We start from the raw sequence: 23,654 nt of genomic DNA on the forward strand, positions 1-23,654 counted from the left end.
CAGCGAGGCCAGGACGCGCGTGGTGGTCTCGCGCAGATTGGCCTGGATCGCCGCGTCGATCGGCAGAATCGCCATCTTGTCCTCGATGAAATCGCCCAGATGCGAATCCTCCTCGTCGCCCACAGGGGTTTCGAGCGAGATCGGCTCCTTGGCGATCTTCAAGACCTTGCGCACCTTTTCGAGCGGCATGGCGAGCTTTTCGGCCAGTTCCTCCGGCGTCGGCTCGCGGCCGATCTCGTGCAGCATCTGGCGCGAGGTGCGCACGATCTTGTTGATCGTCTCGATCATGTGCANCGATCGGCAGAATCGCCATCTTGTCCTCGATGAAATCGCCCAGATGCGAATCCTCCTCGTCGCCCACAGGCGTTTCGAGCGAGATCGGCTCCTTGGCGATCTTCAAGACCTTGCGCACTTTTTCGAGCGGCATGGCGAGCTTTTCGGCCAGTTCCTCCGGCGTCGGCTCGCGGCCGATTTCGTGCAGCATCTGGCGCGAGGTGCGCACGATCTTGTTGATCGTCTCGATCATGTGCACCGGGATGCGGATGGTGCGCGCCTGGTCGGCGATCGAACGCGTGATCGCCTGCCGGATCCACCATGTCGCGTAGGTCGAGAACTTGTAGCCGCGGCGGTATTCGAATTTGTCGACCGCCTTCATCAGGCCGATATTGCCTTCCTGGATCAGGTCGAGGAACTGCAGGCCGCGATTGGTGTATTTCTTGGCGATCGAGATGACGAGGCGCAGATTGGCCTCGACCATTTCCTTCTTGGCGATCGCGGCTTCGCGCTCGCCCTTCTGCACCTGGTTGACGATTTTCCTGAATTCCAGGATCGAGATCGCCGTTTCGGTGGCCAGGTGCTGGATCTCGGCGCGCAGCTCCTTGATCGCGTCCTTCTCGTTCTTGGTGAATTCCTTCCAGCCGCGCGAGGTCAGGTTGGCGATCGAGCGCGTCCAGTTGGGGTCGAGTTCGGAGCCCTGATATTCCTTGAGGAATTCCTCGCGGCGCACGCCATAGCTTTCGGCCAGGCGCAACAGCTTGCCCTCGTTCTGGACCAGGCGCTTGTTGATGTCGTAGAGCTGCTCGACCAGCGCCTCGATGCGCGCGGTGTTGAGCGACAGCGACTTCACCGCCTTGATCAGCTGGTCCTTCAACTCCTTCAGCCGGCGGTCCTGGCTGGGCGACAGCGTGCCGGCGGCGGCCAGACGGTTCTCGACCTGCTGGTCCTGCAGCTTCCTGAGCTTCTTGTAGGTGTCGGCGATGACGTCGAGCGTCTCCATCACCTGCGGGCGGAGTTCCGCTTCCATCGCCGCCAGCGACAGGCTCGCCTCGTCCTCGTCTTCCTCGTCGTCATCGCCGATGCCGCGCGTGTCGGCGCCGACATTGGTGATGTCGTCTTCGTCGTCGCGTCCGCGACGCGACTTTTCGTCGACCTTGGGTGCTTCCTCGACGCGTTCGACCACCGGCGCCTGCTTGGCTTCGGGGCCGGCATAGGTGGCTTCGAGGTCGATTATCTCGCGCAGCAGGATCTTGGATTCGTTGAGCTCGTCGCGCCAGATGATGATGGCCTGGAAGGTCAGCGGGCTTTCGCACAGGCCCGCGATCATCGTCTCACGCCCGGCCTCGATGCGCTTGGCAATGGCGATTTCGCCTTCGCGCGACAGAAGCTCGACCGAGCCCATCTCGCGCAAATACATGCGCACCGGATCGTCGGTGCGGTCGGTCGGCTCTTTCTTGGTGGTGGTGGCGGCGACCGCGGTGCCGGTCTGCTCGGCCAGCTCGTTGGCGTCTTCCTCGGCATCGGCGGCGGTGTCGCCAGCCTCGGCCTCTTCGCCCTGTTCGTCATCCTCGACGACGTTGATGCCCATGTCGGACAGCATCGCCATTGTGTCCTCGATCTGCTCGGAGGTCACTTCCTCGGAAGGCAGCACCGAATTCAGCTCGTCCATGGTGACATAGCCGCGCTTCTTGGCGGCCTTGATCATCTTCTTGACAGCATCATCGGAAAGGTCGAGCAGAGGCCCATCGGTGGCGCCTTCGCGTTCGGTCTCGACCTCTTCCTTTTCCTTTGTCGCCATAGTCTTTTTCTTCTCCTAGCGGCCGGCCATCGGGGCCGCGTAAGCTGTCGGACCAGTCAAATCGGATACGCCCGTTTTCTAAACGCGCCTTACCCGGCCCACAAACTGCATCCACTCTTTTGTTTGGTGCATGCCGTTCCCCAAAACCGGGTTTCACTCTTGGGCGGCATACATTAAGTCCAGATTAACCCTGATATCTGTGGCAGGCGGGCCGCCTGTCCAGTGACCAAGTTACCTTGCATCGCTTGTTTCCCGTCGACGCGGGTGCGGGTTAACGTTTCGAATCGTCCTGATTCCGTCATTCTGTCCGAAGGTCAAGCGCCTCTGGCATGATTCGCATGAAAAAAGCGAATCAATTACCCGACTTAGCGCACCGCGCCCCCAAGGGAAGCGCGGCCACGCCTTCATTCCTGCACTCAGCTGCGCTTAGGCTCGCCCAGCCCTGCCCGACGAAACGCCAAATCCTTCGATCAGCGCTTCCGTCGCTTGTACATCCTGAAACTGCGCCTGAATTTCGATCAGATGGCGGAAATTTTCGTCCGAAGGATCCGCCTCGAGCGCCGCTTCCGCCTGTTTCAGCTCCTTATGTAAGGTGCGCGCGCTGCGCTGCAAGTGCAACGCCTGGTTCAGGGCGTCGCGGGCGTCCTCGAGCGCCGCCGTCTCCAGCGCCGGCCATTGCCGCGCCCGCTTGATCAGTCCGACGGCGCGCTCCCAGATCTCGGCGCAGCCGGCGCGCTCGATCGTCGCCACCACGGCGTGGCGGTCGTTGGCCATGTCATGCGCCATCGCGTCGAGGATGGCGGCATGCAGCCGGGTCAGATCGGAATTGGCGAGATCGAGGAACTCGACATGAGCGAAGTTCTCGTCGATCAGCGCCGGATGGTTGATCAATGCGACGATGATCGTCGCCTCGCGCACCGACATCCCTTCGCTGCCGCGCTTGACCAGCGCCGACTGGCCGAGGCTTTCGGTGATCGTCATGCGGCCGCCGCCAGGCTTGGCGAATTGGCCACCGGGTGCGGCTGCCTTGCCCTGGCCCGGTTTCCAGTCCTGGCGGCCTTGGCGCGCATTGCGCTGGGAGCCGAAGAAGCTCAGCACCCGCTCGCGCATTTCCTGCTGGTAGTGGTAGCGCGTGCTTTCGTCGCGGATGCGGCTGCTGAGTTCCCGCAGCGTCTGTCCCAATTCCGCCCGCCGCTCCGGCGTGTCGAAGACGCCGCCCGCCGTCTCGCGCATCCATAGAAGGTCGACCAGCGGCCGCGCATCGGCCAGCACGGCGCGGAAGGCGTCCGGCCCCTCGGCCTTGACCAGGTCATCGGGATCCTTGCCTTCCGGCAGCAGCGCGAAGCGCGCCGAGCGTCCGGCCTGTACTGACGGAAGCGCCATGTCGGCGGCCCGCCATGCCGCCTTCAGCCCGGCCTTGTCGCCGTCGAAGCACAGCATCGGCTCCGGCGCCATGCGCCACAACAATTCGAGCTGGTTTTCGGTAAGCGCGGTACCGAGCGGCGCCACGACATTCTCGAAGCCGGCCTGCGCCAGCGCAATCACGTCCATGTAGCCCTCGACGGCGATGACAGTACCGCCTTTCGCCAATGCTTTGCGGGCGCGGGCGAAATTGTAGAGCACATTGCCCTTGTGGAAGAGCTCGGTGTCGGGCGAATTCATGTATTTGGCGAGCGCATCGGGCGCCAGCGCGCGGCCCCCGAAGGCGATGATCTTGCCGCGCGAATCCGGGATCGGAAACATGATGCGATCGCGGAACCAGTCATAGGAGACCGGGATATCGTCGCCATGGCGCACTAGCCCACAGGCCTCGATATCGGCCTTCGGCACGCCCTTGGCCGCCAGATGCTCCTTCAGCGCGTTGCGGCTGTCGGGCGCGAAGCCGAGGCGGAACGACTGCTGTGTCGCCGGTGTCAGCCCACGGTCGCGCAGATAGGCACGGGCTTTGGCGCCTTCAGGCCCTTGCAGGCGCTCCTGGAAGAAGACGGTCGCCATTTCCATGACATCGGTCAGGCTGGCGCGTTCCTTCTCGCGCCGCTCTTCCTGCGCATCGCGAACCGGCATCGGCACGCCGGCCATGTCGGCGATCTTCTCGACCGCCTCGGGAAAGCTCAATCCCTCGAGTTCGGTGAGGAACTTGAAATGGTCGCCCGAGACCGAGCAGCCGAAACAGTGGTAACGCCCCTTCTTGTCCTCGCAGTGGAAAGACGGGCTCTTTTCGCCATGAAACGGGCAGCACGCCCAGTAATCGCCACGCGAGGCATTGGTCTTCTTGCGATCCCACGCGACGCGCTGGCCGATAACCGATGAAATCGGCACGCGGTCGCGGATCTCGTCGAGAAAGGCGGGCGGAAAGCGCATTGAGGGAACTCGTTTCCCCACCATATAATCATGCGCGCGATTTCAGACGACCCCTAATGCGGACCATGCCCGGTTTCCACAGGCCAGATAGAAAGGCGGCCATTGCGGACCGCCTTTCTTTTCAGTCCGACACCAGTCGGAACTTACTGCGCGGCCAACGCGCCGAAGATGACGCCGGAGAGGATGCCGACCAGCACATAGTCGTTGCCGACGCGGATCCACTCCTGGCCGCGGCCGGGACGGCGCAGGCCATAGCGGCCATAGTCGCGGATCGGCCGGTGCTGCCTCCAGCCGGAATATTTCTGGCCATTGCGCCAGTTGTTCCGCTTCACCACGACCTTCTTCATGAAGACACGCTTTTTCATATCCCGGTGGCCGCCGGGCTTCTGCCAGTCGACCTTGGTGTAGTTCGACCGCGGCGCGACCGGAGCGTTCATCGGCGCTGCCTGGCCGGTGAGCGAGGTGGCGGCCAGCATCGAGAAAGCCAGAGCGGAAAGAACAATGCGTTTCATTGGAAGTCTCCTTGGTTGTCGATGCCAGAGGAATAGCGGCCAGGGGATGAACCGAAACTGAACGCCGGCATTACAATCACGTAATGAATCCAGCTGCTTAGTCCGAAGATCTGAACATCATCGCAAGGAGCGGCGCCAACGCCCTCGCAGGTCCGGCCGATCCACGGCTCAAGCTCGTGCAACCATTTGCGGGCCCGTCCATTTTCCGACACTGGCTGTCGCCTCGCGGCGACCCCTTGAAATCGACAAATTTTTATTATCCGGCTAAAATATTCCGGCTATATTCCAAGGCTGCCATGACCATGATTCGTACCCTCGCCTTAGCCACCGGTCGCCATGCTGCCCGCCGCGCGCGCCATGCCGGCATGCAGGCGCCGCGGTGAGCGGCTCGGTCGTCCTTCTGCATCTNATGCTGCCCGCCGCGCGCGCCATGCCGGCATGCAGGCGCCGCGGTGAGCGGCTCGGTCGTCCTTCTGCATCTAGCCGGCGCCGTGGCGCTGATGCTGTTTGCCACCCGCATGGTCAAGACCGGCGTCGAGCGAGCCTATGGCGACGTGCTGCGTCATCGCCTGCGCGCCACCATGCGCAATCCGATCATGGCGGTGCTGGCCGGCACCGGCCTCGCCATCGCACTGCAGAGCTCCACCGCGGTCACCTTGCTGGTCGGCTCCTTCGCTGGTTCCGGCATTGTTTCGGGCGCCGCCGGCCAATTGGCCGTGCGCGGCGCCGAGATCGGCTCGGCCCTGGTGGTCAAGCTGCTCACCTTCGACCTGACCTTGCTGGTGCCGCTCTGCCTGATCACCGGCACGGTGATGTTCATGGCCACCGAGCGGCGCGACTGGCGCCAGACCGGCCGCATCCTGGTCGGCATCGGTCTCCTGATCCTGTCGCTGGAGATGATCGGCCAGGCCTCGGAGCCGCTGCGCAACAGCCAGCTCATGCCGGTCATCATCAACTACTTCTCCAGCGATTCCATCACCGCCTATCTGCTGGCGGCGCTGATCACCTGGCTGTTCCAGTCCAGCATCGCGGCGGTTCTCTTGATGGCGACGCTTGCCGGCCGCGGCCTGATCAGCCCGGAACTGGGCGTCGTTCTTATCCTGGGCGTTAATCTCGGCTCGTCCATCATCGCGCCGATGCTGACCCGCTCGGCTGGCCCCGAAGTTCGCGTCGTGCCGATCGGCAATCTCCTGATGCGCGGGCTGGGCTCGCTGGTCATGCTGATCCTGTTCATGATCTTCAGGCCGCATGTGGGCTTCCTCGGAGCCACGGCGGCGAGCCAGATCGTCAACGCTCACATCCTGTTCAACGTGATCATCCTGCTCGCCGGCCTGCCGCTGGCCGGTTTCGTCTATCGTGCCTCCGAGAAAATCGTGGCGCTCGGTACCAAGGCGGCGCCGGCCGCTGCGCTCGACGTCGTCGAGCTTTCCGCGCTCAACGAAAGCGCGCTCGATGTGCCGAGCCAGGCCCTTGCCAACGCCACACGCGAGGTGGTGCGGGTCTGCGAGACCGTCGAGATCATGCTGAAACGCATCATCGAGCTCTATGAGAGCGCTGACTCCGACAAGATCAAGGCGCTGGCGGCCCTGGACGACCGTGTCGACCGTAGGCACGCGGCCATAAAGCTCTACCTCGCCAAGGTCACCAGGAATCCGATGACCGAAGACGAGGCGCTGCGTTGCCAGGAGCTGATCGGCGCCTGCGTCAAACTCGAGCAGGTCGGCGACATCATCGTGCGCAACATGCTGGTGCATGTGAAGAAGAAATTCGACCGCGGGTTGGAATTCACCGACGAAGGCTGGAGCGAATTGTGCGCCTTCCATGGCTCGGTGTTGGCCAATGCCCGGCNTGGAATTCACCGACGAAGGCTGGAGCGAATTGTGCGCCTTCCATGGCTCGGTGTTGGCCAATGCCCGGCTCGCCTTCAACGTCCTGGTCTCGCGCGATCCCGAGACCGCGCGCCAACTCGTGCTGGAAAAAGACCGGCTGCGCGACCGCGAGAAGGAAACCAGCGCCAGCCATTTTATGCGGCTGCGCGAAGGCACCGCCAAAAGCGTCGAAACCAGCTCGATCCACCTCGACACCATCCGCGACCTGAAGCAGATCAACTCGCTGCTGGCCTCGATGGCGTACCCGGTTCTGGAAGAGCGCGGCCTGCTCACGGGATCACGGCTGAAGGCGAGCTGACCGGCGGAAGTTTCCCGCAATCGCACCGATTTGGAACACGCTTCCATCATTCGGGAAAGAGCGCCAAACTTAGCCTTTGCTTATCCAGCCATCCGTCGGCTAAGCATCCGTTTCCACCGGGAGGAAATCGATGGATACCCATTCGCGCAGTTTCGCCAAGGCGCTTTCCTGGCGCGTGACCGGCACTATCGATACGATGATCATCTCGCTGGTGGTGACCGGAAGCATCAAGCTTGCGGCCGCGATCGGGGTGACGGAGGTCTTCACCAAGTCGCTGCTCTATTATTTTCATGAGCGTGCATGGCTGAAGATCCGTTACGGACGCAAGTCCGTGACCTGATGGGCTTGCGATCGATCGGTCCCGTCAAGAAAACCTAAACCGGCGACAAAAATTTCTGGATTGCCTGCTACGGCCATCCATGGTTTGAGCCCTGCATTCGGGGGTTCCTTTTCATGTCGCTGCCGCTCATCGCCCTGTTCATCGCCGCCTTCGCTTTCGGCACCACCGAATTCGTCATCGCCGGCGTGCTGCCGCAGGTGGCGCAGGGGCTAGGCGTTTCTGTTCCTTCCGCCGGCTACCTCGTCTCCGGCTATGCCTGCGGCATCGCCATCGGCGGGCCGCTGCTGGCGCTCGCCACCAAGAGCCTGTCGCGCAAGACCTTGCTGCTTGGCCTGGCCGTCATCTTCACCCTCGGCCAGGCGGCCTGCGCGCTGGCACCCGACTTCACCTCGATGTTGTTGCTGCGCATTGCCGTGGCTGTCGCGCATGGCGCCTATTTCGGCGTCGCCATGGTGGTCGCCGTCGGACTTGTGCGCGAGGATCAGCGCGGCATGGCGGTCGCCGTCATCCTGTCGGGTCTCACCGTCTCCAACGTCATCGGCGTGCCGGCCGGCACCGCCATCGGCAACATCTGGGGCTGGCGCGCGACCTTCTGGGTGATGTGTGCGCTGGGCGTGGCGGCAACGCTCGCCATCGCGGCCTTGCTGCCGCGCACCACCGGATATCAGGCCAGGGCGGCGAGCCTTGCCAGCGAAGTCCGCGTCCTGGCGCGCCAGCAGGTCTGGACTTCCTTGATCCTGATGCTGATGCTGATGCTCGGCCAGTTCTGCCTGTTCACCTACATCACCCCGACGCTGCTGGAGGTCACCGGGCTCGATGAAAACCTGGTGCCCTGGGTGCTGCTGCTCAACGGCGTCGGCGCCACGCTTGGCGTCTTCCTGGGCGGCAAACTGTCCGACTGGAAACTGATGCCGTCGCTGATCACCATGCTTGCCCTGCAGGCGGTGACGCTGGCCATCATCTATGCCGTCAGCCCCTATCCCGCGCCGATGGTCGTCGCGATCATCGTCTGGGGCGGCCTCAACTTCGCCATCGGCACACCGATCCAGACCCGCATCCTGGCCTGGACGGCCGACGCCTCAAACCTCGCCGCCTCGCTCATCCCGTCCGGCTTCAATATCGGCATCGCGCTGGCCGCGTCGCTGGGCGCCGCCATGCTCAATGCCGGCTACGGCTATCGCAGCCTATCGCTTGTTGGCGCCTTTGCGATGGTCGTCGCTGTCATTGTGGCTGTCATCTCCCATTTCTGGGAACGGCGCAGCGACATCAGCCCGCCGGTACCGGCGGCCGCCGGATAACATGGCAACGACAATCCGATTTCGGCCTGACCTGCGGCACCTTGCCGGCGGGCACGTAAAACGCGATCACCGATGTGCCTGGCGTGCGGCGGTCACTGCACGTTGCGCGACGGCGACATCAACACCGGCGTGACCGTGATCCTGCCGCATGGCGGAAACCTCTTTCGCGGCAAGGTGACGGCTGCGAGCTATGTCATCACCGGCTTCGGCAAGACCGTCGGGCCGACTGGCTGCGCGACCAGCCCGAAAGGCGATAGGCGCGGAAAACGCCATCAGATGGCCGCCGGCGTGGAGTTTCCAAACGGCCTCTTACAAATCGATCCGGAACCGCAGGCTCTCCACCCCGCCATAGGCGGCGTCCTCGAAGAAGCGCTCGACGAGTTTGCCGCCATTGGCCAGCATCACCTTGTGCGAAGCCGGATTGCCGGGCTTGGCGGTGATCTCGACATGGGGCAGGCCGACCGCCCTCGCCTCGTCCAGCATCAGCCGCAACGCTTCGGTGGCGTAGCCGCGCTGCCGCTTCCAGGGCACGACGGCGTAGCCGATATGCCCAAGCACGTGCGAAGGCAGTTCCGCCGTGCCCTTCTGCCAGCGAAAGCCTATCGAGCCCGCCGCCTCGCCGTCCCATATCCAGCGGCGGAAACCCGGCAAACGTGGCACCTGTGTCCCGTCGGGCAAGGCGATGGGCGGCCCCTTGGCCTCGGGATCATCGAGGCTGGCCAGGAACGCCACCGGGTCTTCCTCTATTGCCGCAAGCTGCTCGCGCGTCGCTTCCAGGAGCCGCACATTGTCCGGCGACCAGCCGCGTTCGAGCGCCGCCTTGTAGCTCGGCAGATGTTCAAGCGCCGGTTTGACGATCTCGACCATGATCGATGCCTCCTGAAAAACGCCGCAGGCATAGCCTTGGACAGCAGGGTCCTCAAGCCGCCTGGAAATGGATCTCCCCCTTGTTCAGGAAGCAGGTCTTGCTGAACAGCGACAGGTCGAGCGGATTGGGCAGCCTGATATCGCCGATATCGGGGACCGGTTTTTTCGACAATTCGTACGAACGGTCGACCTGCGCGATGAAGACCAGGATAAGCCCCCTGTCGCGCGCGAATGATCGTAGCCTGCGTATCTGGATCATCAGATCCGGATTTTCCCGCTTCTGGTCGAGCAATTGCAGGTAGTCGATCACCACCAGCGTGCCGGCCCCGGCCTGGGCTAGCCGCGCCACCATGTAGTCGGCCGAGATGACATCGGAATTGTCGAATTCGAACCGACCTTCGAATTGCCGTGGCTCGACCCCGATCGCGCGGAAGCGGTCGAGAATGTCCGCCTGCGTATATTCCAGCGTGAAGAACACGCTGCGCCGGCCGCGCCTCATGGCTTCGACCGCCAGTTCCAGGCTCATCAGTGTCTTGCCCTGGCCCGGCCGAGCGCCGACCAGCAAGAGGTCGCCGGGCGCAAGTTGTGCAAACAAGCTGGCGGCGGGTCCGGTTTTCGCGACCTTCGCCGCAAGCAGGCTCCAGCTCGCAAAACCTTCTTGTGCCGCAATACGATCGAGCGCCTGGTGGAGCGGGATTTTCACCGCGCGGGACAACAGCCTGGCTTGACGCTTCAGATGATAGACGGGCCAAGACAGCCTCATCGCAAAACCTCCTGGTGCGAGCAGTCTTTGCAACCCCTCCTTATGCCTGGTGCTCGAACAGTCGGTGCGGTGATTGGATGGCCCCGCATGAACGATGCTTTCCCGGCGGAGGGAGGAGGCGTGGGGCGCGCCAGAATCAGATCATAGCCCAATCGCGCCGGCTCGAAAATCGGGCGTTCGTAGATATGGAGGCTCCCGCCGCAAGCCTTGACCCGGCATGGCCGCTTATGGATGGTTGCGCGTTGGCCTGGTCTTTTCGCGCCTACTTGCCGGTGCGCTAAACAAGATGTGTTTCGCCTGATGGCGCGCCGCGTTTTATGATCGCCCTCGGGTGATTCCGCGGGGATCACAAACGGCTTCGACAGGAGAATGGGTCCGGTGCGGTTGATATCTGTCCCGTTGGGTGTCGTTACGTTCCTCGGTCTCCTCGTCGCCGTCATGGCCTTGATGGCATCGGCCCGGTCCTTTGCCGCGCCATCGGTCATTCCGGCCTGGCTGGACGCCCATGTCGGCGATGGCGATGGCCAGATCTCACAAGTGGTGCTGGAGCGGGCGCGCGCGCTTTACCTGAAAAAGGTCGCGCAGGGCGTCGTCCGGAACCCCTGCTACTTCGCCATGGACGCCACCCGTCCCGGCGATTTGGGCAATGGCGTGCTCGGGCGCCGCTACTATGTCATATGCGAAGCCAGTCAGTCGTTTCGCGCGATTTCGTCTGGCCACGGCGGCGGCCGCAACCTGAAAGGCACGGTGGACTTCTCCAATGGCAGGCGCTGCGCCAGGAATTTCGGCAATGCCATGGATTCGGAACTGACCGCCGGCGGTCCCTACATGACCCGCGAGGCGAAAACCTCGTTCAAGGGCTATTATCGCATCGGCGCCAAACAGGACGTGGCTTTCCAGCGCACCTTCATCCAGTTCGACGGCGAAGGCGAAGCCGCCAATGCAAGGCAGCGCGTGATCGGCGGCCACGCGGCGCAGGTGCTGCGTGGTATGTGCCTGCGCAAGAGCCCGAACAGTTCCTATGCCGACCATGACGGCTTCGTGCCGTTCGGCAAGCTGGTGGATTATGCCGGCGGCCGCAGCAATGGCTGCACCAGCTGGTCGCCGGCCGATGCCAGGCAGCTCATCTCGATGGTGAAGGACAACCCGACCACGCTCTATATCTATCCGGAATCGCGCGACATCGCCGCCGTGGCAAACGGCCATTCCCGTTCAGGCACCTACTGGAACGCATCCTGCCTGAAGGAAATCGGCACGCCGAAATTCTGGCCGCGAACAACCCTCGAGCCGGTCATTGACCAGTACAAGAAGGACCATCCGGCGGCGCCGCCGCAGCCGCTGCCGATGTGCAAGGAGCCGTGAGATGGACCCACGGCACCCTGCTCCGGCTCAGTGCAGGAAATCGAGCACGGCCTGCATGAACTCGGTGGGGTATTCCACGTTCGACAGGTGAACCGCGGGAAGCACGACAAGCTTCGCGCCGGGCACCGCGGTCGCGATCAACTCACTATGGCTCGCCGCCGTCACGGTGTCGTGCTGGCCGGCGATCACCAGCGTCGGCCTCGGGATCAACGCGACGGTGCGCCGAAGGTCGGCATCGCGAACCGCCGCGAACAGGCCGGCGAGGCCTTGCCGGTCGATCGCAAGCAACATGGCGCGGAATTTCTCGATGACGGGTTCGTTGGCCGCCACCATGTCGGCCGGGAACCAGTTGTTGAGGAACACTTCGGCGGTTTCCGACATGTCCGGCGCCTGCCGCACGACGGCGATCCGCTCGTCGAAATAGCTTGCCGGGGAGAGGTGAGATGAAGTGTTGCTCAGGATCAGCCGGTCGACCCGTTCGGGCGCGTGGATGCCGAGCCACTGCCCAACGAAACCGCCCAGCGACAGACCGAGGAAATGCACCCGGCCAAGGCCGAGCGCATCGATGAGTTCGATCACGTCGCGGCCAAGCCGGTCCAGCGAATAGGCGCCGACTGGCACGCTCGATCCGCCATGGCCGCGAAAGTCGTAGCGCAGAACGCGGAAATGCCTGGACAGTTCGCCGACCTGGCCATCCCACATGTGCAGCGTGGTGGCGATGGAGTTCGAAAGCACCAGCACCGGTTGCCCGGCGTCACCATCGCGGCGGTAGGCGATGCGCGTGCCGTCGCCGACGGTCACGTAATTCAGCTCATTCATGGTAAGATCCTTTTGGAACGTTGAATGAGGCAAAGCGTAGCTGTGGCCGGGATTTGGTGATATTACAAAGATAGAACAATCTCTGTAACCAAAGCTGACATGGCCGAATTCACCCTGCACGACCTCCAGTGCTTCGATGCGGTGATCCGCAGCGGCGGCTTTCAGCCGGCCGCGGCCCTACTCCATCGCTCGCATCCGGCGGTGTTCGCCGCCGTCGCCAGGCTCGAACGACAGCTTGATCTCGTCCTCCTGGATCGCGGTGGCTATCGCGTGCGGGCGACCGAAGCGGGCCTGTCGTTCCATCGACGGGCGCAATCGCTGCTGCGCGAAATGGAAGCCCTGCACGTCCACGCCGCCCAGCTGTCGATGGGCGAGGAAAGCGATATCCACGTCGTGATCGGCGACCTCTGCCCCCGTCCGCAAATGCTAGGCATGCTCGGACGGTTCTTCTCCCAGTACCCCGGCACGCGGCTGCATCTCCATTTCGAAGCCGTCGGCGGCCCGTGGGAGCGCCTTTTTGACGACGAAGCCGATCTCATCCTGCACTGGATCGACAAGGGCGACGTACGGGTTGAATGGATCGATCTCAGCAAGGTGTCGTTCATTCCCGTCGTTGCGCCGGGCTTTCTGCCAGAGCGCGTCGAACAACCGGTCACGCTGGAGAAGATGCAGGCATTCACCCAGTGCGTGATGCGCGACACCGCGACGCATTCGCCGCGACAGGACTACTTCGTGGTCGAGGAGGCGCCGCAATGCCTGGTCCCCGATCAGGCCATGAAGAAGGAAATCATCCTGCAAGGGCTCGGCTGGGGCCACCTGCCTCACTTCCTGATCGCGGAAGAGCTGCGCGACGGCCGCCTATTATCCATAGCCGGCAGTCATCTGCCGGGCCGCACCGACGAATTGGTGGTGGCGCGCCGCCGCGACCGGCCGCACGGGCCGATCGCCAATCGCTTGTGGGAGCATATCCAGCAGGAAGCACCGGCATTGCGCCGCGCGTTGGAGCCTCCGGTCTAACAGCAAGCCTCCGCTTGGCGTCGAGTGGGCCGTGTTGGAAGCCGACGACGCGAGGGTAAAGGCCCTACTGCAACAACCCCTTGACGATGCCGCTGGCCTTGCCGAAATCCATCTGGCCGGCATATTTCTGCTTCAGCGCCGCGATCACCTTGCCCATGTCCTTCTGGCTGGCCGCGCCAGTTGCCGCGATCGCCGCGCGCGCCGCCGCCGTGACAGCCGCATCGTCAAGCTGCGTCGGCAGGAAGCCGCGGATGATCTCCATCTCGCCGCGTTCCTGCGCCGCCAGTTCCGGGCGTTTGCCGTCCTCGAACGCCTTGGCCGATTCCTCGCGCTGCTTCACCATCTTGGCCAGGATCTGCAGGATTTCCTCGTCGCTGGCGGGTTCCTTGCCGGCGCCGCGATTGGCGATGTCGCGGTCGTGGATGGCGGCCTGGATCAGCCGCAATGTCGGCAGCCGGTGCTTGTCCTGCGCCTTCATCGCGGTCTTCAGGGATTCGGCGATTTTCGCGCGCATTGCTCTCTCTCCTTCGGTCGGCGCGGACAATAGCGCCGGGGACAGGCCAACGCAAACCAGATATTGTGGATCAAGCCTATGATATTCCTCAATGAAATAAATCGCGGCCGCATTTCGCATGATCATTGACCGCCCTGTCCCCTTCCCCTATGTACTGGGCCTTGCATGAACTGAAGCTTGGGTGCGTGGAGGCCGCGAATTCGCCGCTTCGCGCCGTTTGCCGCGCCAACGCCCGCCGGGCTATGGAAGCGCGCGGCTTGATAGGAGTGCCGCCATGGCCGAGATGACGCCCGCGCTGACCCCACCTTGGGCCACCGAAAAGCCGACCGCCCTTCTGGTGCTGGCTGACGGCACCGTCATCGAGGGTCGCGGCCTCGGCGCCACCGGTTCCGCCGTTGCCGAAGTCTGCTTCAACACCGCGCTCACCGGCTACCAGGAAATTCTCACCGACCCGTCNCTCGGCGCCACCGGCTCGGCGGTCGCCGAGGTCTGCTTCAACACGGCACTTACCGGGTACCAGGAAATCCTCACCGACCCCTCCTATGCCGGCCAGATCGTCACCTTCACCTTCCCGCATATCGGCAATATCGGCACCAATGGCGAGGACATCGAAGACCTCAACCCAGCCGCCCGCGCCGGCGCCGTCGGCGCCGTGTTCAAGGCCGATGTCACCAACCCGTCCAACTATCGCGCCGCCGGCCATCTCGACCAGTGGCTGAAGAGACGCGGCATCGTCGCGCTCTCGGGCATCGACACCCGCGCGCTCACCGCGCTGATCCGCGAAAAGGGCATGCCCAATGCCCTCATCGCGCACGCGCCCGACGGCGTCTTCGACCTCGACGATTTGAAGCGGCGTGCCGCCGCTTGGTCGGGCCTGATCGGGCTCGATCTCGCCAAGGAGGTCACATCGGGGCAGTCTTCTGTCTGGCGCGAGACGCCTTGGGTGTGGAACGAAGGCTTTGGCGAACAGGCCGATCCGTCGCTGCACGTCGTCGCCATCGACTACGGCGTCAAGCGCAACATATTGCGGCTGCTGGCCGGTCTCGGCGCCAAGGTGACCGTGGTTCCGGCCAAGACTGGTGCCGAAGAAATCCTCGCCATGCGGCCCGACGGCATTTTCCTCTCCAACGGCCCCGGCGACCCGGAAGCCACCGGCGACTATGCCGTGCCTGTCATCCAGGACCTACTCAAGACCGACATTCCGGTGTTCGGCATCTGCCTCGGCCACCAGATGCTGGCGCTGGCGCTGGGCGGCAAGACCGCCAAGATGCATCAGGGCCATCACGGCGCCAACCATCCGGTCAAGGATCACACCACCGGCAAGGTCGAGATCGTCTCGATGAACCACGGCTTTGCCGTCGATGCCGACTCCCTGCCCGCGGGTGTCGAGGAAACCCATGTCTCGCTGTTCGACGGCTCGAATTGCGGCATCGCGCTCACCGGCCGCCCGGTGTTCTCGGTCCAGCATCACCCCGAGGCCTCCCCCGGCCCGCAGGATTCGCACTATCTGTTCCGTCGCTTCGTCAACCTCATCCGGCAAAAGCGCGGCGAGGAATTGCTGGTGGAAAGGGCTTGAGAGGCGTCGCGCCGCCCCTCACTTGCCTCCGGCTCATAGCTGGGCTCCATCTTCCACGACATCGTTCGTGACAGTCATGACCGTCGCCGGCCTAGCCACCTTGGTGACGAAGACGATGACCGCCAGCACCAGGAAGCATGCACCGACCAGATAGGGCGCGCCACCGAAGGTGACGGGCGCGCTGGGGCCGGTGAACCAGGAAAAGATGGCGGTATAGAGCAGCGGCGTGATGATCGATGTGATCGAAAAGATCGAGGTCATCGCGCCTTGCAATTCGCCTTGTGCCGAAGGGGGAACCTTGGCTGCGGCGAGGCTTCTCAGCGGCGGATCGGCCAGCGCTTCCAGGCAGCCGGCGACGATCACCGCGTAGACCATCCAGCCTTGCGAGGCGAAGGCATAGCCGAAGGCGCTGGCCGCGGTGAACGTCAGGCCGATGACCGCAGTCCTCCACTCGCCGAGCCTTGGGATGACGCGCGGCAGCACCGTGCCCATGATGATGGCGCCGCACAGGCCGAAAGCGCCGAGCGAGAAGCCTATCTGCTGCTCGCTCCAGCCGTAGCGGTAGTTGGACACGAACGACCACACCGCCGGATACATCATGTGGCCGAGCGTCATCAGGAAGAAGACCAGCCCAATCCAGCCGATGCCCTGATATTGGCGCATCTGCAGAAGCGTGCCGACCGGGTTGGCGCGTTTCCACTCGAAGCGGCGGCGGTGCTTTTCATCGAGCGTTTCCGGCAGGAAGAACATTGCGATGAGGAAGTTCACGAAGGCGAGCCCGGCGGCGAAAAAGAACGGCACGCGCGGTCCGAACGTGCCGAGCAATCCGCCCAGCACCGGCCCGATGACGAAGCCGACGCCGAAGGCGATGCCGAGCAGGCCGAAATTCTTCGCCCGGTTCTCGTCGTTCGAAATATCGGCGATGAAGGCCGACGTCGTCGAATAGCTGGCGCCCGAAATGCCGGCTAGGACGCGACCGATGAAGAGCATCGGATAGGACCAGGCGATGGCGCAGATCAAATTGTCGATGGAGAAAGTCAGCACCGAGGCGAGCAGGATCGGCCGCCGCCCGAACCGGTCGCTCAGGCCGCCCATGATGGGCGCGAAGAAGAACTGCATGGCCGCATAGACGAAGAACAGCCAGCCGCCTTCGATCGCCGCTTCGCTGATGCCGACGCCGGTCAGTTCCCTGAGAAAGGCAGGCAGCACCGGCATGATCATGCCGAAACCGATGATATCGAGCAGCAGCGTGGTGAAAACCAGCGCAAGGCCCCGCTTGGCGGTTTTGGGGTCGATCATGCTGGGTCAAGCTCCTCTGGCCGCCCTTGGGCGCGGGCGGACGCACCTTATAGGCGAGCCTGCGGAAAGGAACAATGCGAGAACAGGCAGGATGCTTTGATCCTGACACTCCCTGACGGCGTCTTGGCCGCCAGCTCCATGTCCGAAAATGACTGCTTAGAGCGGGCCGCTCATCGTGTTGCAATCGGAAAGCTTGCCGCTCTTGTAACCGCGCGTCAGCCAGGTCTGCCGCTGCTGCGAGGTGCCGTGGTTGAAGCTTTCCGGCACGACATAGCCCTGCATCTTCTTCTGCAGCGTATCGTCGCCGATCTGCTTGGCCGCGTTCAGCGCGCTTTCGAAGTCGCCCTGCTCCAATATGCCCTTCTGCCCGGTATAATGCGCCCACACGCCAGCGAAGCAGTCGGCTTGCAGCTCGATGCGCACCGACAGCTGGTTGGCATCGGCTTCGCCCATGCCTTGCCGCATCTGGTTGAACTTCCCCATGATGCCGGTGAGGTTCTGCACGTGGTGGCCGACCTCATGCGCGATGACATAGGCGCGGGCGAACTCGCCGGAAGCGCCGAACTGCTGGTCGAGTTGCTGGAAGAAGGTCATGTCGAGATAGACCTTGTGGTCGCCCGGACAATAGAACGGTCCGGCCGCCGCCGAGGCAAAGCCGCAGGCGGAGCGAACCTGGCCGGAAAACAGCACCAGCTTCGGGTCCTCGTAGGTCAGGCCTTGCGACTTGAAGATGCCGGTCCAGGTGTCTTCCGTCTCGGCGAGCACGGTCGCCACGAACTGCTTCATCTCGTCATTGGCTGGTGTTGCGCCGCTGTCCTGGCCACCGCTGTTGTCTGATATCTGGCCACCGCCGCCCGGCAGCAGGCCGCCGTCGCCACCGCCCAGGATCGTTGAGGGATCAAAGCCGAAATACCATCCGGCCAGCACCACCAGGATGACGAGAAATATGCTGCCGCCGCCACCGGCGCGGCCACCGATCGGGATGCGGAACTGACCGCCACCACCACCGATCCCGCCGCCGCCATCGCTACGGTCGTCCTCGATATTGTCACTCTGACGACGGCCTCTCCAGAGCATGGCAACTCCTCGTGCTGCGAACTTCCTCATTGCTCCGGCAGGGCCGGCTCAACCCAACAAACAAGTATCGCAATGGTTGCTCCAAGTCACAGCATTTTTGTGGTCAGGCATGGCCGCTTCACCGCACTGGCGTGTGCGCCCAAGGCCTGTAGCATCGCCGGCATTGGGAGGGGTTCCAGGCTTGAGGACGATCAGGGGTTTCCTGTCGCTGCTGGTAGCGTTGCCGTGCCTCGAACAGAAGACAGGCGGCTTTCCCGGCGGCATGCTGCGCAAGGCGAGCTGCGACAGGCTCCCCGACGAGGCGAGCCGCGGCCGGCTGGCCAAGACCGGCTGGCCAAGACCGGCTTCAACGATTGCATCGCGTCCGGCAAGGACCACAAATTCTGCACCAAGGAATTCTCCAAGACCGCCGGCCCGCGCGCTTGCGACAAGGCCCATCCCTGCCGCGCGGATTATATCTGCACCGAAGGCTACGATGATCTACCCGAGGCCAAGCCTGGCGAAGGGACCTGCATCCCGCCCTGTTTCATCTTCCAGTTCCGCGTCGACGGCCATCCGCGCAGCTGGAAGCAAGATGTCAGCGAGTGAAGCAGACCGAGGGCGGCAGGCCCGGAAGGAATTAGACCGGTCCGGCGGTTCTATCAAACGCCGAACCGCCTAGCCGGCTTCCAGGCTCCGCCAGAACTGGAGGACCGTGGCGGCGATCGCCTCCGGCGCATCTTCCTGGACGAGATGCTTGGCGTCGGGGACTGTCTGAAACGTCGCGCCAGGGATGCGCCGCGCCAGTTCCCGGCCGTCCTTTACCGGAATCCAGTCGTCATTTTCGCCCCACAGGATGGCGACCGGACAACGAATCTCGCCATATCGCCACTCCACCTCCTCCGTGTACTTGTCGTCCATCTGCGCGACTTGCCTCCAGAACGCCTTCTGGCCCTCGTCGCCAAGCCATGGACGAAGATAGGCCTGCATCTCGTCTGCGCGTAACCGATTGTCCGTCGCGCCATCGATGTAGGCCCGCAAGATTGCTTCGTGAACATACGCGGGCAGCCCAGCAAAAACCTTCTCGCTCTGCTTGGCTGCCTGGACCAGCGGCGAACCTTGCGGGCTGATCGCCACCGGATCGATCAGCACCAGCGAGCGGAACTCCAAACCGTTGAGCAGATGACCGCGCAGAGCGGTTGATCCGCCGAAATCATGCGCGACCACGTCGGGCCGTTCCAGCTTCCAGTGGGCATAGAGGGCCGCGAACAGCTCGTTCTGGATGCCGCGCGACACATCGCCGTCCGGCTTGTCCGACCAGCCATAGCCAAGCATGTCGAAATAGTGGATGCGTCGCTGCTTCGCTAGCCATGGCGCGATGCGGCGCCACTCGACCGAGGAGAATGGCGTGCCATGGAGAACGACGGCGGGCGGTCCTTCCCCCATCATGCCCCAAGCGATCGAATGTCCCTGAAAGACGAAGCGTTCGGGCGGGCGCCACTCGATGGTCATCCGCATCGATCCAGAACTGCCGCCGCCTAGTCTTTCTGCTTGGCGCCGGCGCTCTTGCCGTCGGAGCTTTTCGAGCGTTCCTCGAAACGATCGGCGCCCTTCTTCAGCGGATGTCCCGTTTCGGCCTCGGTCTTGCGCTCGTCCCTGGCGGCCGCCTGTTCCAATCCTGTGGCTGCCTGCTTGCCTTTTGCGGTCGGTGCCTGCTCGATGCCCATTGCTTCCTCCCTGGCGCGCAACAGGCGCGCAATGAGAGGGGAACGCGTATAAGCGCCGGCGGTTCCAGCGGCTAACATGGTCGAAAACGCGGCAATGAAGCGCTTCAACGCGCCGTCATCGCCTTGCGGAAAGCTTCCAGCGTCTCGGCGCTGACATGGTGCTCGATCCCCTCGGCATCGATGCGCGCCGTCTCGGCGCTGACGCCGAGCGAACGCAGGAAGGCCTCGACTGTCTGGTGGCGGATGCGGCTTTCCTCGGCGACCTTGCGGCCGGCTTCGGTCAGGAACACGCCGCGATAGGGCTTTCGCGACACGAGCCCGTCAGCGCAGAGCCGCGTCAGCATCTTGGCCACTGTCGGCTGGGCGACGCCAAGACGCGCGGCGATGTCGACCTGGCGCGCCTCGTTGCCGTCCTCGATCAGGTCGGCGATCAGTTCGACATAATCCTCGACCAGCGCGCTGCGGCGCGCTTCGCGCGTCTGCCGGAACCCTTCCGAATGGACACCTGCATCGAGCAACGGCTCACGCGGGACCGGTCTGTTCTTAAGCGCCAATGCGCGCTCCTCCTCGGGAGTTTACCGTCCCTGCTTTATAGCACGGGCTGTGATTCTTCAGGCCGTTTATTTGCATTCCGAGAGAGGCGCAACCGGCCTCTCCCAGNTTTATAGCACGGGCTGTGATTCTTCAGGCCGTTTATTTGCATTCCGAGAGAGGCGCAACCGGCCTCTCCCAGGCGCCCCTTCGCACGCACAACGCGGCGAGATAAAAAGCACCAACAATGAAATATAGCATATTGCATAATGTTGAGCCGTGGCATACCTTGAGGGCATCCTCCGGAAGTCGCGGAAAGCCTTTTCATGTCAGAAGCAGACGTCACAACTTCCCGGTCCGCATGGCGCTTCGCCAGTCGGGATGAAGACGATCAGCCCAGTCTGCGCGAGGTCAACGCCTCCATCGCGGTGCCGACATCAGGCGTCTGGTTCCGCCGCCTGTTCGCCTTCATGGGCCCCGGCTACATGGTCTCGGTCGGATATATGGACCCGGGCAACTGGGCGACCGACCTCGCCGGTGGCGCCCAGTTCGGCTACACGCTTTTGTTCATCATCATGCTGTCCAACCTGATGGCGATCCTGCTGCAGGCGTTGGCCGCGCGTCTTGGCATCGCCACCGGCCGCGACCTCGCCCAGGCCTGCCGCGCCTACTATCCGCGCCCGGTCAACCTCGTGCTGTGGATCGCCTGCGAACTCGCCATCATCGCCTGCGACCTCGCCGAGGTGATCGGCACCGCGATCGCGCTGCAGCTTTTGTTCGGCATCCCGCTGATCGGCGGCGCCATGGTCACCGCGCTAGACGCTTTCCTGGTCCTGCTCCTGATGAACAAGGGTTTTCGCTATCTCGAAGCCTTCGTCGTCGCGCTTTTGATCGTCATCTTCAGCTGCTTTGCCATCCAGATCTTCGTTGCCGCCCCGCCGGCCGGCACGATCCTGCATTCGATGTTCGTGCCGTCCTCGGAAATCGTCACCAATCCGGCGATGCTCTACATCGCCATCGGCATCATCGGCGCAACGGTCATGCCGCACAATCTCTACCTGCATTCCTCGATCGTGCAGACCCGCGCCTATGAGCGCACGGAGGCCGGAAAACGCGATGCCATCAAATGGGCGACGACGGACTCCACCATCGCCCTGATGCTGGCGCTGTTCGTCAATGCCGCCATCCTGATCGTCGCGGCGGTCGCCTTCCACGAAACCGGCCACCAGGATGTCGCCGAGATCGACCAGGCTTTCAAGCTGCTGTCGCCGCTGCTTGGCCTCGGCATCGCCTCGATCCTGTTTGCCGTGGCACTGCTGGCGTCAGGCCTGAATTCGACGGTGACGGCAACGCTCGCCGGCCAGATCATCATGGAAGGTTTTCTGCGCCTGCGCATCCCCAACTGGGCTCGGCGCCTGCTGACGCGCGGCCTCGCCATCATTCCGGTGGTGGTCGTCACCGCGCTCTATGGCGAGAAGGGCACCGGCCAGCTGCTGGTCTTCAGCCAGGTGGTGTTGTCCATGCAACTGCCTTTCGCGGTCGTCCCGCTGGTGCAGTTCGTGTCCGACAAGAAGAAGATGGGCAATCTCGCCATTCCGCGCGGCGTCGCCGCACTGGCCTGGGTGGTCGCGGCCATCATCCTGGTGCTCAATTTCAAGCTGCTCTACGACACAATGTTCGGGGTTGGTTGACGTTCCGTTTAATCACGGGACAAGCCGCCGGATCGCGCTATCTTCCCGATGCCATGAGCGACCTCGAAGACATCAGGACATTCTACGCGCGGCTGATGGCGGCCAATGCCGCCTCATCGGACCCGCGCCTGGAAGAAGTGTTCGCCAGCGTACCGCGCGAGGCGTTCCTCGGCCCCGGCCCATGGACGGTCATCACCGGCAACGGCACGGTCACCACGCCAAGCGCCGATCCGGCCCACATCTGCCAGAACGTTCTGGTAGCGCTCGATGCCGACAAGGGCATCAACAATGGCGAGCCGTTCCTGCACGCCATGTGGATCGGAAAAGTCGCACCAAAGCCTGGTGAGGCCATCACGCATATCGGCGCGGGCAGCGGTTATTACACGGCTTTGCTGGCCAAACTGGTTTCGCCAGGCGGCACCGTCACCGCCTTCGAGATCGACGAAAACTTGGCTGGGTTAGCGCGCAAGAATCTGGAAACCTACGGCAATGCGACCGTTTTCCATGGCGACGCCGTGACGTCGCCGCTGTCGCCATCCGACATCATTTATGTCAATGCCGGTGTCGTCGCCCCTCCCGCCGGATGGCTGAAAGCGTTGCGCCCCGGCGGCCGCATGATCTTTCCCTGGCGTCCCGCCGAGCGCGTCCCGCTGGCGATGCTGGTGACCCGCACCGAAAAGGGCTTTGCCTGCGATCCGTTCATGCGTGCCTGGTTCATCCCATGCTTCGGCGCCTCGCTCGCGGATCTTGCGGCGAAGATCCCGACACGCGAGCAGGCCACGCGCAGCCGCTCGATCTGGCTGGTCGAGGACAGGCAACCGGACCGCACCGCCACGGCGATCTTCGAGCATGTCTGGTTCTCGTCGAAAGCCGTGAGCGTCCGCGGCTGACCTATCGCGGGCGGACCAAATCTCGCGGCCTTTGTCGGGACGGGCGCGGTTGCTCCGTCCTTGGGTTGAAGTCCGGCCGCGATGGCGTGGACGCAAGCAAAGGGAGAGCACAATGAGAAAGATCATCGCCGCGACCTTCGTCAGCCTCGATGGCGTCATGCAGGCGCCGGGAGGGCCGGAAGAGGATCCGGTCGGCGGCTTCGAATTCGGCGGCTGGACGTTCCACTATTTTGACGAGGTGGGAGGCGCGGCAATGGAGGAATTGTTCTCCAGACCCTTCGCCCTGCTGCTCGGCCGCAGAACCTACGACATCTTCGCCGCGTACTGGCCCTACCAGAAAGATCCGATCGCGGATGCGTTCAACCCCGCAACCAAGTACGTGGCGACGCATCGGCCTGACACCCTCACCTGGCAGAACACGCACGCGCTTGGGCCCGATATCATCACGGCCTTGCGTCGCCTCAAGCAGGAAGATGGACCTGACCTGCTCATCCAGGGGTCTGGCGATCTCATCCAGACCTTGCTCGCCAACGGGCTGATCGACGAGATCCAGCTGATGATCTTCCCGCTGTTGCTGGGCAAGGGCAAGCGGCTGTTCGGCGATGCAGCGATGCCGGCCGCTTTCAAGCTGGTCAAATCGCGGACTTCGACCACCGGCGTCGTTATCGCGACCTATGAGCGCGCGGGCGAGATCAAGGTCGGCTCCTTTGTCACTGGCGAGCCATCCGACGCCGAACTCGAGCGGCGCAAGAACTGGAAGTAAATTCGGT

Annotated in this window: 20 protein-coding genes and 3 pseudogenes; 11 read left to right on the top strand and 12 right to left on the bottom strand. The window is 63.3% G+C overall.

Going from position 1 to position 23,654, the window contains the following annotated elements; genetic code table 11:
• Positions 1-295: 295 nt before the first annotated feature.
• The 3 genes and pseudogenes from rpoD to X742_RS166050 all read right to left on the bottom strand — a co-directional run.
• A pseudogene (gene rpoD, locus X742_RS0135740) lies at positions 296-2,074 on the bottom strand (RNA polymerase sigma factor RpoD); the annotation flags it as partial.
• Positions 2,075-2,500: 426 nt separating this feature from the next.
• Entirely contained in the window at positions 2,501-4,435 is a 1,935-nt protein-coding gene (gene dnaG / locus X742_RS166055) for a DNA primase (RefSeq protein WP_023770150.1), read from the bottom strand.
• Between the two features lie 143 nt (positions 4,436-4,578).
• Positions 4,579-4,947, bottom strand: a complete 369-nt coding sequence (locus tag X742_RS166050; RefSeq protein ID WP_023770151.1) for an RcnB family protein — start codon at positions 4,945-4,947, stop codon at positions 4,579-4,581.
• Positions 4,948-5,399: 452 nt separating this feature from the next.
• On the opposite strand from X742_RS166050, the pseudogene X742_RS01000000169540 reads away from it, so the two are divergent.
• The 4 genes and pseudogenes from X742_RS01000000169540 to X742_RS1000000172005 form a co-directional block, all read left to right on the top strand.
• Positions 5,400-7,134, top strand: a pseudogene (locus X742_RS01000000169540) (Na/Pi cotransporter family protein).
• 130 nt (positions 7,135-7,264) lie between these two features.
• The gene (locus X742_RS166045; protein ID WP_023770153.1) at positions 7,265-7,474 is read left to right on the top strand and encodes a DUF2061 domain-containing protein; all 210 of its coding nucleotides are present in this window, start codon (positions 7,265-7,267) and stop codon (positions 7,472-7,474) included.
• 113 nt (positions 7,475-7,587) lie between these two features.
• Entirely contained in the window at positions 7,588-8,772 is a 1,185-nt protein-coding gene (locus X742_RS166040; protein ID WP_023770154.1) for an MFS transporter, read from the top strand.
• A 65-nt stretch (positions 8,773-8,837) separates the two neighbouring features.
• Positions 8,838-8,988 (top strand): annotated as a pseudogene (locus X742_RS1000000172005) (P1 family peptidase); the annotation flags it as partial.
• A 93-nt stretch (positions 8,989-9,081) separates the two neighbouring features.
• Here X742_RS1000000172005 and X742_RS166035 read toward each other — a convergent pair.
• Both X742_RS166035 and X742_RS166030 read right to left on the bottom strand, forming a co-directional pair.
• On the bottom strand, positions 9,082-9,639 hold the full coding sequence (locus X742_RS166035) for a GNAT family N-acetyltransferase (protein ID WP_023770155.1): 558 nt from the start codon (positions 9,637-9,639) through the stop codon (positions 9,082-9,084).
• A 52-nt stretch (positions 9,640-9,691) separates the two neighbouring features.
• Complete coding sequence (locus X742_RS166030; protein WP_023770156.1) at positions 9,692-10,402, bottom strand: DNA helicase; 711 nt, start codon at positions 10,400-10,402, stop codon at positions 9,692-9,694.
• Positions 10,403-10,780: 378 nt separating this feature from the next.
• Here X742_RS166030 and X742_RS166025 point away from each other — a divergent pair, with 378 nt between their 5' ends.
• Positions 10,781-11,764 (top strand): hypothetical protein, encoded by a 984-nt coding sequence (locus tag X742_RS166025; protein WP_023770157.1) that lies wholly within the window; start codon positions 10,781-10,783, stop codon positions 11,762-11,764.
• 27 nt (positions 11,765-11,791) lie between these two features.
• Here X742_RS166025 and X742_RS166020 read toward each other — a convergent pair whose 3' ends face one another.
• Complete coding sequence (locus tag X742_RS166020; RefSeq protein ID WP_023770158.1) at positions 11,792-12,583, bottom strand: alpha/beta fold hydrolase; 792 nt, start codon at positions 12,581-12,583, stop codon at positions 11,792-11,794.
• A 99-nt stretch (positions 12,584-12,682) separates the two neighbouring features.
• On the opposite strand from X742_RS166020, the gene X742_RS166015 reads away from it, so the two are divergent.
• On the top strand, positions 12,683-13,600 hold the full coding sequence (locus X742_RS166015) for a LysR family transcriptional regulator (protein WP_023770159.1): 918 nt from the start codon (positions 12,683-12,685) through the stop codon (positions 13,598-13,600).
• Positions 13,601-13,664: 64 nt separating this feature from the next.
• On the opposite strand, the gene X742_RS166010 is transcribed toward X742_RS166015, so the two are convergent.
• Positions 13,665-14,114 carry a GatB/YqeY domain-containing protein gene (locus X742_RS166010; RefSeq protein ID WP_023770160.1) on the bottom strand — a complete coding sequence of 150 codons (450 nt, stop codon included), beginning with the start codon at positions 14,112-14,114 and terminating at the stop codon, positions 13,665-13,667.
• Positions 14,115-14,388: 274 nt separating this feature from the next.
• Here X742_RS166010 and carA point away from each other — a divergent pair, with 274 nt between their 5' ends.
• The gene (carA, locus tag X742_RS166005; protein WP_031247641.1) at positions 14,389-15,690 is read left to right on the top strand and encodes a glutamine-hydrolyzing carbamoyl-phosphate synthase small subunit; all 1,302 of its coding nucleotides are present in this window, start codon (positions 14,389-14,391) and stop codon (positions 15,688-15,690) included.
• Positions 15,691-15,723: 33 nt separating this feature from the next.
• Here carA and X742_RS166000 read toward each other — a convergent pair whose 3' ends face one another.
• Together X742_RS166000 and X742_RS165995 are read right to left on the bottom strand one after the other, a co-directional pair.
• The gene (locus tag X742_RS166000; RefSeq protein WP_023770162.1) at positions 15,724-16,989 is read right to left on the bottom strand and encodes a tetracycline resistance MFS efflux pump; all 1,266 of its coding nucleotides are present in this window, start codon (positions 16,987-16,989) and stop codon (positions 15,724-15,726) included.
• Between the two features lie 156 nt (positions 16,990-17,145).
• Entirely contained in the window at positions 17,146-18,066 is a 921-nt protein-coding gene (locus X742_RS165995; RefSeq protein WP_023770163.1) for a neutral zinc metallopeptidase, read from the bottom strand.
• A 225-nt stretch (positions 18,067-18,291) separates the two neighbouring features.
• Here X742_RS165995 and X742_RS165990 point away from each other — a divergent pair, with 225 nt between their 5' ends.
• Positions 18,292-18,654: a hypothetical protein gene (locus X742_RS165990; protein ID WP_023770164.1), complete on the top strand. Its 363-nt coding sequence runs from the start codon at positions 18,292-18,294 to the stop codon at positions 18,652-18,654.
• Positions 18,655-18,723: 69 nt separating this feature from the next.
• Here the strand turns inward: X742_RS165990 and X742_RS165985 are convergent, their stop codons facing one another.
• The 3 genes from X742_RS165985 to mntR form a co-directional block, all read right to left on the bottom strand.
• The gene (locus X742_RS165985) at positions 18,724-19,557 is read right to left on the bottom strand and encodes an alpha/beta hydrolase (RefSeq protein WP_023770165.1); all 834 of its coding nucleotides are present in this window, start codon (positions 19,555-19,557) and stop codon (positions 18,724-18,726) included.
• Between the two features lie 26 nt (positions 19,558-19,583).
• Entirely contained in the window at positions 19,584-19,772 is a 189-nt protein-coding gene (locus tag X742_RS165980; protein ID WP_023770166.1) for a hypothetical protein, read from the bottom strand.
• 104 nt (positions 19,773-19,876) lie between these two features.
• A complete protein-coding gene (gene mntR / locus X742_RS165975) occupies positions 19,877-20,326 on the bottom strand; it encodes a manganese-binding transcriptional regulator MntR (protein WP_023770167.1) in 450 nt (149 codons plus the stop codon).
• 303 nt (positions 20,327-20,629) lie between these two features.
• On the opposite strand from mntR, the gene X742_RS165970 reads away from it, so the two are divergent.
• The 3 genes from X742_RS165970 (at position 20,630) to X742_RS165960 (ending at position 23,647) form a co-directional block, all read left to right on the top strand.
• Positions 20,630-21,994, top strand: a complete 1,365-nt coding sequence (locus tag X742_RS165970) for an Nramp family divalent metal transporter (RefSeq protein WP_023770168.1) — start codon at positions 20,630-20,632, stop codon at positions 21,992-21,994.
• A gap of 53 nt (positions 21,995-22,047) precedes the next feature.
• Positions 22,048-22,884, top strand: a complete 837-nt coding sequence (locus tag X742_RS165965; protein WP_023770169.1) for a protein-L-isoaspartate O-methyltransferase — start codon at positions 22,048-22,050, stop codon at positions 22,882-22,884.
• Positions 22,885-22,996: 112 nt separating this feature from the next.
• Positions 22,997-23,647, top strand: coding sequence for a dihydrofolate reductase family protein (locus tag X742_RS165960; RefSeq protein ID WP_023770170.1), 651 nt, complete (start codon positions 22,997-22,999; stop codon positions 23,645-23,647).
• The last annotated feature ends 7 nt before the right edge of the window (positions 23,648-23,654 follow it).

This window comes from Mesorhizobium sp. LNHC229A00 (genome assembly GCF_000502415.1).
Taxonomy (GTDB): domain Bacteria; phylum Pseudomonadota; class Alphaproteobacteria; order Rhizobiales; family Rhizobiaceae; genus Mesorhizobium.